Here is a 14,043-nt window from a genome sequence, read left to right as displayed (position 1 = left end):
ATTTTTTACAATTTTTGTATATGACAAGCAGAATTAATCCCCTCGCCGGCCAGCATCCCCCCGCCGACAGCCTTTTGGATGTGGCCAAACTTTTAGACGACTATTACCGTCAGCAACCGGACCCGGAAAATCCCGCCCAGTTAGTGAGCTTTGGTACCTCTGGCCATCGGGGTTCTGCCCTCAACGGTACTTTTAATGAAGCCCATATTTTGGCGGTGACCCAGGCAGTGGTGGACTATCGCCAAGCCCAGGGCATTACGGGGCCCCTTTATATGGGGATGGATAGCCATGCTCTGTCGGAACCAGCCCAGAAAACGGCGTTGGAAGTGTTGGCCGCTAACCAAGTAGAAACTTTTTTAACCACCGCCACGGATTTAACCCGTTTCACCCCCACTCCGGCGGTATCCTACGCCATTTTGACCCACAACCAGGGACGTAAAGAAGGTTTAGCGGACGGCATTATTATTACCCCTTCCCACAATCCCCCCACTGATGGAGGCTTTAAATATAATCCCCCCTCCGGTGGCCCGGCGGAACCGGAAGCGACCCAATGGATTCAGAACCGGGCCAATGAGTTGCTGAAAAATGGCAATAAAACAGTTAAACGGCTGGATTACGAGCAGGCATTAAAAGCCACCACCACCCATGCCCATGATTTTGTCACTCCCTATGTGGCCGGTCTGGCGGACATCATTGACTTGGATGTAATTCGTTCAGCGGGCTTGCGCTTGGGAGTTGACCCCCTGGGGGGAGCCAATGTGGGCTATTGGGAACCCATTGCCGCTAAATACAATTTGAACATCAGCTTGGTTAATCCCGGGGTAGATCCCACGTTTAAATTTATGACCCTGGATTGGGACGGCAAAATCCGCATGGATTGTTCTTCCCCCTACGCCATGGCCAGTTTGGTGAAAATCAAAGACCATTACGACATTGCCTTTGGCAACGACACCGACGGCGATCGCCATGGCATTGTCACCCCCAGCGTGGGTTTGATGAATCCCAATCATTTTCTTTCCGTGGCCATTTGGTATTTGTTTAGTCAGCGGCAACAGTGGTCAGGGCTGTCGGCGATCGGCAAAACCCTAGTCAGCAGCAGCATGATTGACCGGGTGGGGGCCATGATTAATCGCCAAGTTTACGAAGTGCCCGTGGGCTTTAAATGGTTTGTCAGCGGTTTGCTAGATGGTTCCTTTGGCTTTGGGGGTGAAGAAAGTGCCGGGGCTTCGTTTTTGAAAAAAAATGGCACCGTTTGGACCACCGACAAAGATGGCACCATTATGGATTTATTGGCGGCGGAAATCACCGCTAAAACCGGCAAAGATCCCGGCCTCCATTACCAGGATTTGACCGCTAAGTTAGGTAATCCCATTTACCAACGCATTGATGCCCCCGCCACTCCGGCCCAAAAAGACCGCTTGAAAAAACTGTCCCCCGATGACGTTACAGCTACCTCCTTAGCTGGGGATGCCATTACTGCTAAATTAACCAAAGCCCCTGGCAACCAAGCGGCGATCGGTGGGTTGAAGGTGACCACTGCGGAAGGTTGGTTTGCGGCCCGGCCCTCCGGCACGGAAAATGTTTACAAAATCTATGCCGAAAGTTTCAAAGACGAAGCCCATCTCCAGGCTATTTTCACGGAGGCGGAAGCCATTGTTACCTCGGCTTTGGGCTAATCGACCCGGTCAATGTTCCGTCTAATTCCCCCTTCCCCCCGGTAACTTAAACGCTGGGGGGATTGTCCGTCTGTTGGGGAAAATCCCTGTCTTTGCCCCTGTGTTAATTGCCTATGCCACGGTCTTTTTTATTACTTTTACTTTGGATGGTGATCGCCGCTGGGCTACGCAGTTGGAATTTGGCCAGTAAACCCCCTTGGACCGATGAATTTGCCACCTTGGTCTTTAGCCTAGGCAACTCTTTTGAGAGCATACCCTTGGGCAAAGTGTTAACCGTTGCCGATCTCCTAACCATTCTGCAACCCCTACCCCAATCAGAACCAAATACCGTCATTAATGGTTTATTAAACGGCGATAACCATCCCCCCTTTTATTTTGTCCTAGCCCATCTTTGGTATCGATTATTTCCCCCCGACGGCAACTATTTATCCTTGGCGATCGGGCGATCATTACCGGTTATTTTTGGTACCATAGCCATACCTTTAGGCTATGGCTGTGCCAAATGGATCTGGGGGAAAGACCAAGAAAAATTAGCTCAGTTTACTGCCCTACTGATGGCAATTTCCCCCTATGGAATCTTCATTAGTCAAGAAGCTCGCCATTATACTTTTGCTATTATTTGGGGCTTAATTTCCATTACTTGTTGCTTAAAAAGCTTAAATTTTTTATTAAAAAATAAACCCTTACCTTTTTCCTTAGTTATTATCTGGATATTGGCTAATTCCCTAGGTATTTCAGTCCATTTTTTTGCCGTTTTGCCCATCCTCGCCCAAGGTTTAGCCCTAGCACTGTGGTTGGGGATTTGGAGCCGTCAGGGAAGGATTAATTTTTTATCAGCGTTACAATCCCTTACGCCTGTCATACTAGGCACCGCCTCCGCTGGTCTGAGTTGGATTGTCATTATTAGTCAACGGGAATTTGGCCATGGCATGACCGAATGGATTCAATTTACCAATATGTCCTGGGTGGATATGCTAATTGGCCCCCCAGCCCAATTAGCCGCCGCTGGCATAACTATGTTTTGTCTCCTGCCTGTAGAGTCCGAACATCTCTGGATTGTACTGTTATCAGGCCTGGGAATGCTGGCTTATTTTATTTGGTTAACTCCGGTGATATGGCAGGGTTTAGGGTATGGTATCAAGACAGAAAAAGACACAAGAGTGATAGTTTTAGTAACCACGTTTATTTTTTTGATAGTTATTTATCTGACCATTAGTTACGGAGCTGGTTTAGATATCACCAGGGGAGCAAGGTATAGTTTCAACTTTTGGAGTTTACTAATGTTAATAGCTGGCGTGGGTCTAGGGAAAAATCCCCAGGTAAATTTCCACCGCAGTGCTGATTTAGGTCCATCAAATAGTCAATGGCGGCAATTAAATTGGTGGCAAAAAAGTCGCCGGGACCTCTATTTACCAATGATAATTTTGTTAATTGGCATTTTGAGTGCTGTTACTGTCACCCATAACTTGGCTTACCGGAAATATTATCGACCTGATAAATTTTTAACTCTCTTGTCAGAAAACCCTGTCAGCGAAACCCGTTGGATTGTCACCACCCATAAAAGCTTGGTGCAGGTAGGTGAATTGTTGGGCATTGCCTGGGAAGCTCAACGCCATTTTCCTGAGTTGGTACCCCAACTAAGATTTGTTTTTTTACCCCAGGAAAAATTACAAGATCCCGTTGCCACAGAACAGCTACAGAATTTATTGAAACAGGCGGAACAACCAGTAGATTTATGGCTGGTTAATTATTTTGCTCCCCTAGATTTTCCCGATTGCCAAATAGATCAAAGTCCGAAAGAAAATATCTTTGGCTATCCCTATCAACGCTTTAATTGTCTTATTAACCGCAAGTAAAATCGGGCTAAGAGAGCTATTCTAACTATCTCGCTTCTTGCTATATTTTCTAGATTTAGAAATTAATCTAATAAGCGAATTAATTCTTCCTTGGTTATTTCAGCGTCTCTGATGATTTTCAACAATAAACCTTTTCCAATAGTTTTACCGCCATGGATAGGAATGGTCACTACTCGATTATCTTGATCTTTTAGACGAACGTGACTTCCTTTTTGTCTAATAACTTTAAAACCAAGTTTTTGAAGTACGACTATGAGCTGAGTGCTTGTTACAGTAGGAAGCTTTGCCATCAGACCACCACTTTTTGGATGCCGATAAACTCAGAAGTAGATTCCAATTCAATCTCTTCAAGACATAATTCGATAACCTCACGAATATTTTGCATAAGCTCATCAATGGTCTCCCCCTGACTGTAGCAAGCTTTAAGTTGTGGGACTTCACCTATGTAAATACCATCTTCATCCCTTTCAATAAGAACATAAAATTCTTGCTTGTTCATTTTTTTCCTTGGTCTATTTTACTAGGCAGTTTGTTCAGTGCTATAAAAATCCTGTTTCTCAATGGCTGGCCTGATGTCATTGAGATCAATATAACGATCGGTGGCATTTCGTAATTCCCTAGCAATCATGCCTTCGGTGGAAACTACAGTTATGTGGGTACTTTTTGATCTTAAGAGTTCGATCGCCCGTTCAAAATCGCCGTCACCACTGAACAAAACCACCCGATCATATTGATCTACGGTGTTAAACATGTCCACCACAATTTCAATATCTAGATTAGCTTTTTGGGAATATTTGCCGGAAATGTCGTCATAATATTCCTTAAGAATTTTAGTTCTGACGGTGTAACCTAAACTTATAAGGGCATCACGGAAACCCCTTTGATCTTGGGTATCTTTTAAACCAGTGTACCAAAATGCATTGACGAGTTTTACAGATGGATCTTCAGTGAAGAAAGATAATACCCTTCTGGGGTCAAAAAACCACCCATTTTTCTGTTGTGCATAAAACATATTATTCCCATCCACAAAGATAGACAAACGATCCCTGCGGAAAGGAATACCACTATGAATTGACATATAAAGTTAAATCGTAAAAATAAAAATAACTAGCGATAATGCTAAGAAATAGAATAGAAGTTAGAAATAAAAATAATAGCTGAGGTTAGTTTAGCGCAATTGTTAACCCCTAGGGAATTGGGGCAATCACCAGTGCCACCCCAGAATACTTGATTTGGCGAAAAAGTAGCTAAATTTGCCCATCTCGGCTCAGCCGTGGCGATCGCCATGGGATGGTGACACTGTTTGGGCTGAAGCGGTTGGCCCCAAGCGGGCAGGGGGAGGGACTCCCGTCGGTATATTAATTTACGTACGACTTAGGTCTTGGCAGACTAACCAAGGTAGCCCAAGAATCATTTTTGACATCCTTACCAAGAAAAACCCTGTTCCCTAGGCACAACCGTCTGGATCCTGAAAGTCCCAAGCTTCACAATTCATTAAATCGATGATGTGGTCTCGCAAAAGGTAATCGTGCATTTCCAATTCCCTTTCTACGGCTAGCCACTGCCGGGCGGGGATGAATTGACAAAGGGTATAGATGGGTTGCTGGCGATCGAGGCGATTTTGGCGGACCAGTTCACTGGCGGTGGAGCGAATGACTTCGAGGGAAAAAACTGTTTCTTGGTGGAGGGGTGAGGAAATGACCATAGTGCTTCAACCGGAAATGGACAGTGTATAAAAAGCCAATATCTACGGAACTGGGGTAACAGAGCAGGCTAGGGGCTGGACAAAGCCCAAAATAGTAGTAATTTTGACGACCGGTGCAAAAACCTTTAACAATTTAGGGGCAAAATCTGTCTAAGGGAAGGGGGAAAAACCGTATAACCGTAACAAAAAATACAATCTCCCCTATTTTACGGATGGCATACCGGCAATGTCACGCTTTTGACCTTAATCTTTTGTTTATCTTTAGCTTTACTTTTTAGTGCGGTTCGCCCCCTGTTTTACATGGCATTGACAACGGGCCAAGCCAGGCTGAGCCAGTCTTTCTGGGCGATGGGGTTTATGGCCAGCCTGGGGGTTTCCCTCCAGTAGGTTGGCTCAACGACGGCATTAAAGTCACAGCTTTTTGATACGCTGGAAAAATCCATCACCCTTAGCCCGGCTAATTGGCAAGGACTTGGCTTGCTCCGTTGACCCTGAAACACCAAGGGGAAATCATGATAACGTTTATAAAAAAATTATCAGGGTAGAGTCAGCATGAAGAATCGTACTTTTACCGCAATTATCTATAAGGAAGAGGAGATGTACATTGCGGAGTGCCCAGAAGTAGGCACAGTCGATCAGGGAGAAACCATCGAACAGGCCATAGCAGGACTACAAGAAGCAACGCAACTCTATCTTCAGGAATTCCCACTGCCGGAAACATCACCTAGATTTGTAACGAGTATTGAAGTGAGTTATGCCTAAGTTACCGCGAATCTCTAGTCGAGAAGTAATTCGAGTGCTTGAAAAACTGGGATTTGAAGTGGTTCGACAAACGGGGAGCCATGTGGTGATGCAAAAAGTAACAACTGAGGGAAATATTGGCTGTGTTGTCCCTTTGCATCGAGAACTAAAGGTGGGTACTTTAAGTGGCGTTCTCAAGCAAGCCAGAGTTTCCGTCAATGAATTTATTGGGCAGCTTTGAGATGCCTTGTTAATCTAGAAATGGGTTGTGCATACCCTGCAGCGTGCTCCGATTGGGTCTTTCATTTGTCCCTGGGTGGTGCTAGATAGAGCCAAATTAACCATTGCTAAATGCGACGACTACCACGGTGATGACCGAAGTAGTCTTTTCTCGTCTTGAGAATAATTTCAATGCTGGTCGATTTAGGTAAAGTCACGGCTTTTTGATACGCTGGAAAAATCCTTCACCCTTAGCCCGGCTAATCCATCCCTAGTTATGAGTAAAAGTGAGCGTCGTGTTTTTCTGCTGGATTTTGAAAAGCCCCTCTATGAGCTAGAGGAAAAAATCAATCAAATCCGGGAACTAGCCGAGGAAAAAAATGTGGACGTGTCCGAACAGCTCAGTCAACTAGAAAGTCGGGCTGAACAGTTGCGTCAGGAAATTTTTAGCAATCTCAATCCTTCCCAGCGGTTACAGTTGGCCCGCCATCCCCGCCGTCCTAGTACGTTGGATTATATCCAAGCCATTGCGGATGATTGGTTTGAAATGCACGGCGATCGAGGAGGTTATGACGATCCGGCTTTGGTGGGGGGAGTGGCCCGCTTGGGGACTCGACCTGTGGTGATTATGGGCCATCAAAAGGGAAGGGATACCAAGGATAATGTGGCTCGCAATTTTGGTATGGCGGCCCCCAATGGTTACCGGAAGGCTCTGCGGTTGATGGAACACGCTGATCGTTTTGGTATGCCTATTATTACTTTTATTGATACCCCTGGAGCTTGGGCCGGCATCGATGCAGAAAAGTTGGGCCAAGGGGAGGCGATCGCCGTTAATTTGCGGGAAATGTTTCGGTTAGATGTCCCCATTCTCTGCACAGTGATCGGGGAGGGGGGCTCCGGGGGTGCATTGGGTATTGGCGTTGGCGATCGGGTATTGATGCTGGAAAATGCGGTGTACACCGTGGCTACTCCAGAGGCCTGTGCGGCTATTCTTTGGAAGGATGCGAAAAAGTCCGACAAAGCGGCGATCGCCTTGAAAATTACCGCCGATGATTTAGCGAAGTTACAAATCATTGATGGGATTATTCCCGAGCCGAAGGGGGCCGCCCACGCCAATCCATTGGGAGCCGCTGCTAAGTTGAAGGAAGCTTTATTGTTCCATCTCAATACCTTGGCTCAATTAACTCCCCAGGAACGCAAACAATTGCGGTACGACAAATTCCGGCATTTGGGTCAATTTTTAGAAACGGCGGTGTAAGACGAATAGAACTATGGAGGAAACCGGGGAAATAAATAAATCAGCAAATTCTGCGCCCAAAGGGGACCAAGTTAAAAGTCCTCTCCGTTATCCCGGCGGAAAATCCAAAGCCCTGAGACAAATTTTGCCCCATGTTCCTACTCAAATCAAAGAGTATCGGGAACCTTTTATCGGTGGAGGCTCTGTCTTTTTAGCCATCAAGCAAATTTTTGGTCAGCACATTAATAAGTATTGGATTAACGACTTAAATTTTGATTTATATTGTTTCTGGAAATACGCCCAGGAGGAAATTGAACGGCTAACTGATGCAGTCACAGTAATTAAACAACACCAAACCGACGGGAGAGAACTTTTTGCCAACTTAACAAAAGAAGGGTTAGAGTTGGACGAATTCCAGCGGGCAGTGCGTTTTTTTGTGCTGAATCGCATTACTTTTTCTGGCACGGTGGAATCTGGAGGCTATTCTCAACAGGCGTTTGAAAAACGTTTTACCGATTCTTCCATTGATAGATTAAAAACTCTGGGAACAATGTTAGCTAATACGACTGTTACCAATGGGGATTATCAACAATTAATTGAACAGCCAGGAGAGAACGTGTTTATTTTTCTTGATCCTCCCTATCTGAGCGCGACTAAATCGAAACTCTATGGTAAAAAGGGGGATTTACACACTTCTTTTGGTCATCAAAGATTTGCTGAAGTGATGGAAAATTGTTCTCATAAATGGCTGATTACCTATGATGATTCCGAGGAAATCAGAAAATTATTTAGTTTTGCCCAGATTATTGAATGGGATTTACAATATGGGATGAACAATTACAAACAAGACAAAGCTTCCAAAGGTAAAGAGTTAATGATCAAAAATTATTAAAATTAATCGAAAAAAAACATGAGTAATCCTGAAGGTTATAACGTTTGGTCAGATAAGCCCCGTTGGTGTCAGCCTTGGACAATTTTGCTCACTGGGTCAGTAATTATTGCCTCTAGTTGGTTGCTGTTCCACCGATGGTGGTTGTCCTTACCTGTGGCCGCTGCCATTGCCCTCTGGTGGTGGTACTTTCTCCTGGCCTATCCCCGTTTGGTGCGTCAGGCGATCGCCATGGAGCTAGATCATTCACCCAATTCCCAGGCAAAGTCCAATTAAGCTTTCTTATTTTTAACCCTGTTGGGTAAACATTAACCAAGCCACAAATAAAGCCGCTACCACCAACTGCACCGCCATCACCGGCAAACCATAGCGGAGAAAACGATGGAAAGAAATTGGTCGGCCGTGTTGTTCGGAAATGCCCGCCGCCACAATATTAGAAGAAGCTCCCACCAAAGTGCCATTGCCCCCCAGGGTAGCGCCAAACATCATGGCATAAAACAAAGGCAATACCTCCGCCGGCAATTGTCCATCAAAGTTTGCACCCAATATTTCTGGTCCGGCAAAGCCGATATTGACCACATATTGCTTGAGCAGGGGCACCATGGCCACTACTAGGGGAATATTGGGCACCACACTGGATAACAACCCCACTGTAAATACTAAAACAATCGCCCCAAAGGCGATATTTTGTCCCACCACCACTGCCAAAAGTTGGGCAAGGGACGCGGTCACTCCGGTTTTTTCTAAAGAGCCAATAATGACAAAGATAGACATAAAAAAGATGAGAGTGCTCCAATCCACGTCCCGTAAAATATTATGGACAGTGTCAATTTTGCTCTGGCTAGCGAGGAGTAATGCCAAACAAGCTCCCATCAAAGCTACTGAGGCCGGCGGAATAGGAACGGGCAGACTTTCTCCAATAACGAAAAAAATCAGCACTAAAGTGATAATAACCCCCCCCGCCATTAATACCTTCGGGTGGTTGATTTGAGGATGGGGTAAATCCTCTAAATGAGTGAAACGACTGCGCCAAATATGTCGGAACAAAAAAGGAGTAATAACCACAATGCTAACAATGGCTAAAACTCCCATGAAGCTGAGCTTAAATAAATAATCATTAAAACTAATATTAATGGCATCACCGACAATAAAGGTGGCGGGATCCCCCACCAATGTTAATAACCCAGCACTGTTAGCTACAAAGACCATCAGAATCAAGATAGGCACAAAATCTACACCAATTTCCTGGGCTAAGGGGGGAATTAAGGGCGCTAACAACATAACGGTGGTGGCATTGGGCAACACCGCACAGATGGGAGTCGTAATCGCAATTACCCCTAACATGAGAAGTTTGCCACTTCCCTTAGCCAGCAGCACCATTTGGGTGGCTAAATACTCAAAAATTTTAGTCGGCTCAAAGGATCTAACCAAGACCATTACGCCAAAAAATAATGCTAAGGTGGCATAACTCTGACTGATGTAATCAATGCCCTCCTTGAGGGTAATTACATGGGTAAAAACTAGGATTAATGCCCCTAAAAAAGCCGCTATGGTAAGGTGGATTTTCTCGGACATGATTAGGAGAATAACGCCGACAAAAACTCCTAGGGAGAATAAAGCAGGCAGATTAGCTACCATAAAACCTCCGGAAGATTAAAATTAAACTAAGCCGTGATTAAGTAAAAATTGCAAAAGAATTAGCCCAAAGGCAGTAGCCATGGTTTTTAGTCCACAAAAAACTAGGCCACGACATAACTAGGCTGTAACTGGCACAAAACGAGGAGTCAAAAACTTTTCCCCAGCCAGTGGCAAATATGAACAAAAATTAATGAAAAGATTCTTCCATCATCAATCTCAACTTTATTTAGAACAGGATGAAATAACAGTCGCGTCTGTAGCTGAGTTCCTGAATAAAGTCAAAACATCGTTAAACAATGATGATTTATTAGTCCTCCCTCAATGCCTACGGGGTTAGCTGACGGGCTAGAAATGAGAGTTTTTCCTTTCTAATTTACTTAGAAATAAGCCCCAGAATTGGTTCCCCCGCTTTCTGTTCCCTCCACGCCACCGTTCAGAAAATTCAGGGCGTATTGAAGAAATAAAAATTAGGCTGACTTGTTACTGTTATCTATTGACGTTTGATTCTAGCACAAGCGTCAATCATCTCCTTCCCCATGCTTCTTCGTTATGGCCAAACCAGTTAATTTGCCTGATTATTCTCCCTGTAGCTGTTGCCCACCAATCCATGCTTTCTCCCGTCGTCATTTTCTCCGGGGTTTGATGGCCAGTGGTTTACTAGCTGGTTTCCCTTCCATGGATAATTCCCCCGTCCTGAAAAATTTATTCCAAGCTCAGGCGTTAGTGCTTAGTTGTATTGATTTTCGTTTCCTTAATTATCAACGCTCTTTTTTAAACGAGCAAAATTTAGACCAGGCCTATGATTGGGTGGCTTTGGCTGGAGCTTCCCTGGCTTTGACTGGTTTTCCCCATCCTGCTGAAGCAGAGACCTTTTGGGATCAACTGGCCCTATCCAAGCAGTTACACAACATTAATAGGGTAATTATTTTTGATCACCAAGATTGTGGAGCCTATGCTAAAGTTCATGCCCAACCCTTTGGCGATCGCCAGGCGGAGGAAAATTTCCATGCTGGTTATTTACACCAAGCTGAGGCACAAATCCGGGAGCGCTACCCCGATTTAATCGTGGAATTGTATTTTGTTGACCTCACAGGGCAAGTTAAGGTCATTGCTTCCTTGGCTTAGAACGGGTTAGGCATAAAAATTCCCACAGTTCACCGGTAGGGTAACCATGGGAAAAATTAAGTCTTGAATAAAAAACTGAGGAATTTTAGACAATCCTAAGCAACAACCTAACCAAAAGAACCTGTTGGCAATGGTTTGATTATCTCCCGAAGTAACCCCAACCCTTGGGCTAGGGGAACTTTAAAACACTTTTTAAGAATGTTTGGGACCCAGGCCAATTTTAGGGGCATAAACGGCCCGATCGCCAAGTTCATCTTCAATGCGGAGTAAACGGTTATATTTAGCAACCCGCTCAGAACGACAAAGGGAACCGGTTTTAATTTGCCCTACCCTGGTGGCCACGGCCAAGTCGGCGATCGTGGTGTCCTCCGTTTCACCGGAGCGATGGGAAATAACAGAACGGTAACTATGGCGAGTAGCTAGGGAAATGGTCTCTAAAGTTTCGCTCAAAGTGCCGATTTGATTGAGTTTGATCAAAATGGCGTTGGCAACTCCCAAATCAATGGATTTTTGCAGACGCACCGGGTTGGTCACCATCAAGTCATCCCCCACCAACTGGGTTTTGGTGCCCAGGGAAGTGGTTAAACCCTTCCAACTTTCCCAATCGTCTTCGTGCAAACCGTCTTCAATGGAGACAATGGGATATTGACTCACTAGCTTGGCCTGATAGTCGATGAATTCCTGGGGAGAATGGGAACCACCGTCGTATTCATACTGACCATTTTTGAAAAATTCACTGGCGGCAATGTCCATGGCCAAGGCAATTTGACTACCGGGTTTGTAACCAGCTTGTTCAATCGCCTCGATGAGAATATCTAGGGCCTGTTGATTCGAGGTCAAATTGGGAGCATAACCCCCTTCGTCCCCCACCCCACCGGAGAGCAGTTTTCGTTCTTTCAACACTTTGCCCAACACAGCGAAAACTTCCGCCCCCCAGCGCAGAGCTTCTTTAAAGGTTTCTGCCCCCACCGGCATGATCATGAATTCCTGAAAATCGACGTTATTGTCGGCATGGGCCCCACCGTTAATCACGTTCATCATCGGTACCGGCAGTACGTTAGCCAGGGGGCCTCCCAGGTAGCGGTAGAGGGGAATGGCTAGCTCAGCGGCGGCGGCCTTAGCGGTGGCTAAAGAAACCCCCAAAATGGCATTGGCCCCCAATTCTTTTTTATTGTCCGTTCCATCCCGGTCAATCATGGCCTGATCCACCGCCATTTGATCGAAGGCATCCAGGCCTTCCACCACCGGGGCAATTTTTTCTGTCACGTTCCGTACTGCTTTTTCTACCCCTTTCCCGTCATAGCGTTTGGGGTCTCCGTCCCGCAATTCATGGGCTTCAAAACTGCCTGTGGAAGCACCACTGGGCACCTGGGCAATGCCGTGGGCCCCACTTTCCAGCCGGACTTCCGCTTCGATGGTGGGGCGACCCCTGGAGTCTAAAATTTCCCGGGCGGCGATTTCTTCAATGGTGGCGGGGACTTTACTTAACATCGGTGTGTAATGCTCCAAACACAGTTGACAGCCATAATTATAGGGGCATCCCCTTCCCCTCTCCGGTATTTCTGCCCTGGATACGGGGGGAAAGTTGTCGCTCTGTGACCTCCGTTGGCAAAAGTTACAGTCCTAACTCACTCATTTGGTCCAGGGCCTCCAGGTAACTACGGCGATCGCCACGGTTGAGATAGGCCTGGGCAGAAAACAACAAATCTTGACGGGAACTGTCTAGCTGTCCGGCTTGGAAGTGGGCCAAACCCCGGTTATAAATGGCGTTGATGTAGTCCGGCCTGAGGACCAGCACCCGGTTATAGTCGGCGATCGCCTGGGCGTATTGTCCCAGTTGGAAATAACTATTGGCCCGATTGTAATAAGCCTTATAGCGATTCGGGTCGTAGGTGATGGCCTGGGTAAAGTCCTGGATAGCTGTGTGGTGATCCTGCTGTTGGCTATAAAGATTGCCCCGGTTGATGTAGGGGGGAATGTAATAACGGTCTAGGGCAATACTGCGGCCATAGTCGGCGATCGCTTGGTCTACGTTACCTAGTCTCTCCCAAGCCAAACCACGGTTATAGTGGGTTTCCGGTGAGTCTGGGCTCAGGTTGAGTACAACGGAAAATAACTCCACTGCTTCGGCATAATTGCCTGCTTCCCCAGCTTTAACCCCCTGGGCAAAGATGGCCTCCGGTGCTATGGGCGATTCCAGCACCACCATCTCCCCAGTTACTCCAGGCCGCTCTAAGGCTAAATTCATTCCTAGGGCGACCATCAAGGCCAAAGGGACATTGACCAATAGGCTAGCCAAGGGCAACGGAAATTTTTTTTGACTTAAACTAAGGCAGAAGCAATTGCCTAAATTAACTTTCATTGGGTATAGGCAAGATCAGGCTAAAAAGTATTGCAACATACATAGCCGGTAAACAAAGGAAGAGAAAATGGATTGGGAACTGTGCCAAAGATATCAAAGATAGCAAAAGTGATCAAGCAAAGCTATGGAATTTACCTTTTTACTACCCCTGACTATCGGCTTAATAGTTGGTTATAAAGCGTGGGGTTCTCGCCATGATATTGCCCATCTGGCAGTAATTTTTGCCGTTGCGAATCTATTGGCAAGTTTACTCTTGGCTCCCTGGGAAATCAAAGTTATCTTGCTGATACTGGCGGCCATTGTAGTTGGGCCTTTATGGCAAAGCTTTGACAGTAAAAATAATCTTCCCAATACTCAAATTATCGACAGTAAGGATACAGAGCTTCATTACCGTGGCATTAGTTACGAATCGCCCAAATCAACAGTTCCCATCGAGAAAACTGAGAAAATAAGTAAATGTTATCGGGGAATCGACTATGAATCTTCTGGAACACATACGGCCCAGAATAACGAAGTAAAAGGAAAAGCAATCAAATACCGTGGCGTTGATATAGGAACTAAAACCCAAGACTAATAAGCTTTTTGGGCAATAGCT

16 protein-coding genes and 1 riboswitch are annotated in these 14,043 nt (G+C 45.8%); of the genes, 9 read left to right on the top strand and 7 right to left on the bottom strand.

The features are described 5' to 3' along the window. Nucleotides 1-20: 20 nt before the first annotated feature. Nucleotides 21-1,676: a phosphoglucomutase (alpha-D-glucose-1,6-bisphosphate-dependent) gene (pgm, locus tag C7I86_RS16035; RefSeq protein ID WP_041426079.1), complete on the top strand. Its 1,656-nt coding sequence runs from the start codon at nt 21-23 to the stop codon at nt 1,674-1,676. Between the two features lie 113 nt (nt 1,677-1,789). Continuing rightward, entirely contained in the window at nt 1,790-3,532 is a 1,743-nt protein-coding gene (locus C7I86_RS16030) for a hypothetical protein (protein WP_010874239.1), read from the top strand. A gap of 62 nt (nt 3,533-3,594) precedes the next feature. On the opposite strand, the gene C7I86_RS16025 is transcribed toward C7I86_RS16030, so the two are convergent. The 4 genes from C7I86_RS16025 to C7I86_RS16010 form a co-directional block, all read right to left on the bottom strand. Continuing rightward, entirely contained in the window at nt 3,595-3,822 is a 228-nt protein-coding gene (locus C7I86_RS16025; protein WP_020861918.1) for a type II toxin-antitoxin system HicA family toxin, read from the bottom strand. Continuing rightward, the gene (locus tag C7I86_RS16020; protein WP_010874238.1) at nt 3,822-4,031 is read right to left on the bottom strand and encodes a type II toxin-antitoxin system HicB family antitoxin; all 210 of its coding nucleotides are present in this window, start codon (nt 4,029-4,031) and stop codon (nt 3,822-3,824) included. The genes C7I86_RS16025 and C7I86_RS16020 overlap by 1 nt, the downstream gene beginning before the upstream one ends. A 21-nt stretch (nt 4,032-4,052) precedes the next feature. After that, a complete protein-coding gene (locus C7I86_RS16015; protein WP_010874237.1) occupies nt 4,053-4,610 on the bottom strand; it encodes an NYN domain-containing protein in 558 nt (185 codons plus the stop codon). A 369-nt stretch (nt 4,611-4,979) separates the two neighbouring features. Continuing rightward, on the bottom strand, nt 4,980-5,237 hold the full coding sequence (locus tag C7I86_RS16010; protein WP_010874236.1) for a DUF4327 family protein: 258 nt from the start codon (nt 5,235-5,237) through the stop codon (nt 4,980-4,982). A 552-nt stretch (nt 5,238-5,789) separates the two neighbouring features. Here C7I86_RS16010 and C7I86_RS16005 point away from each other — a divergent pair. The 5 genes from C7I86_RS16005 (at nt 5,790) to C7I86_RS15985 (ending at nt 8,599) form a co-directional block, all read left to right on the top strand. Beyond that, nucleotides 5,790-5,999, top strand: coding sequence for a type II toxin-antitoxin system HicB family antitoxin (locus C7I86_RS16005; RefSeq protein WP_020861920.1), 210 nt, complete (start codon nt 5,790-5,792; stop codon nt 5,997-5,999). Then, nucleotides 5,992-6,219, top strand: coding sequence for a type II toxin-antitoxin system HicA family toxin (locus C7I86_RS16000; RefSeq protein WP_020861921.1), 228 nt, complete (start codon nt 5,992-5,994; stop codon nt 6,217-6,219). The genes C7I86_RS16005 and C7I86_RS16000 overlap by 8 nt, the downstream gene beginning before the upstream one ends. Before the next feature lie 255 nt (nt 6,220-6,474). Beyond that, on the top strand, nt 6,475-7,455 hold the full coding sequence (accA, locus tag C7I86_RS15995) for an acetyl-CoA carboxylase carboxyl transferase subunit alpha (protein WP_010874235.1): 981 nt from the start codon (nt 6,475-6,477) through the stop codon (nt 7,453-7,455). Nucleotides 7,456-7,468: 13 nt separating this feature from the next. Next, on the top strand, nt 7,469-8,326 hold the full coding sequence (locus tag C7I86_RS15990) for a DNA adenine methylase (RefSeq protein ID WP_010874234.1): 858 nt from the start codon (nt 7,469-7,471) through the stop codon (nt 8,324-8,326). 18 nt (nt 8,327-8,344) lie between these two features. Further along, nucleotides 8,345-8,599 (top strand): DUF6737 family protein, encoded by a 255-nt coding sequence (locus C7I86_RS15985; RefSeq protein ID WP_010874233.1) that lies wholly within the window; start codon nt 8,345-8,347, stop codon nt 8,597-8,599. A 12-nt stretch (nt 8,600-8,611) separates the two neighbouring features. Here C7I86_RS15985 and C7I86_RS15980 read toward each other — a convergent pair whose 3' ends face one another. Beyond that, complete coding sequence (locus C7I86_RS15980) at nt 8,612-9,961, bottom strand: ArsB/NhaD family transporter (RefSeq protein ID WP_010874232.1); 1,350 nt, start codon at nt 9,959-9,961, stop codon at nt 8,612-8,614. A 308-nt stretch (nt 9,962-10,269) separates the two neighbouring features. After that, nucleotides 10,270-10,419: riboswitch (cyclic di-AMP (ydaO/yuaA leader) on the bottom strand. A gap of 91 nt (nt 10,420-10,510) precedes the next feature. Here C7I86_RS15980 and C7I86_RS15975 point away from each other — a divergent pair. Beyond that, on the top strand, nt 10,511-11,086 hold the full coding sequence (locus C7I86_RS15975; protein WP_010874231.1) for a carbonic anhydrase: 576 nt from the start codon (nt 10,511-10,513) through the stop codon (nt 11,084-11,086). A gap of 192 nt (nt 11,087-11,278) precedes the next feature. Here the strand turns inward: C7I86_RS15975 and eno are convergent, their stop codons facing one another. Together eno and C7I86_RS15965 are read right to left on the bottom strand one after the other, a co-directional pair. Beyond that, the gene (gene eno / locus C7I86_RS15970; protein WP_010874230.1) at nt 11,279-12,577 is read right to left on the bottom strand and encodes a phosphopyruvate hydratase; all 1,299 of its coding nucleotides are present in this window, start codon (nt 12,575-12,577) and stop codon (nt 11,279-11,281) included. A gap of 124 nt (nt 12,578-12,701) precedes the next feature. Beyond that, nucleotides 12,702-13,448 (bottom strand): tetratricopeptide repeat protein, encoded by a 747-nt coding sequence (locus C7I86_RS15965; RefSeq protein WP_010874229.1) that lies wholly within the window; start codon nt 13,446-13,448, stop codon nt 12,702-12,704. A gap of 124 nt (nt 13,449-13,572) precedes the next feature. Here C7I86_RS15965 and C7I86_RS15960 point away from each other — a divergent pair, with 124 nt between their 5' ends. Beyond that, the gene (locus C7I86_RS15960) at nt 13,573-14,022 is read left to right on the top strand and encodes a DUF4278 domain-containing protein (protein ID WP_010874228.1); all 450 of its coding nucleotides are present in this window, start codon (nt 13,573-13,575) and stop codon (nt 14,020-14,022) included. Nucleotides 14,023-14,043 lie beyond the last annotated feature (21 nt).

It is taken from the genome of Synechocystis sp. IPPAS B-1465 (assembly GCF_003015225.1).
Lineage (GTDB): Bacteria > Cyanobacteriota > Cyanobacteriia > Cyanobacteriales > Microcystaceae > Synechocystis.
This window is presented reverse-complemented; position numbering and strand designations above follow the sequence as displayed.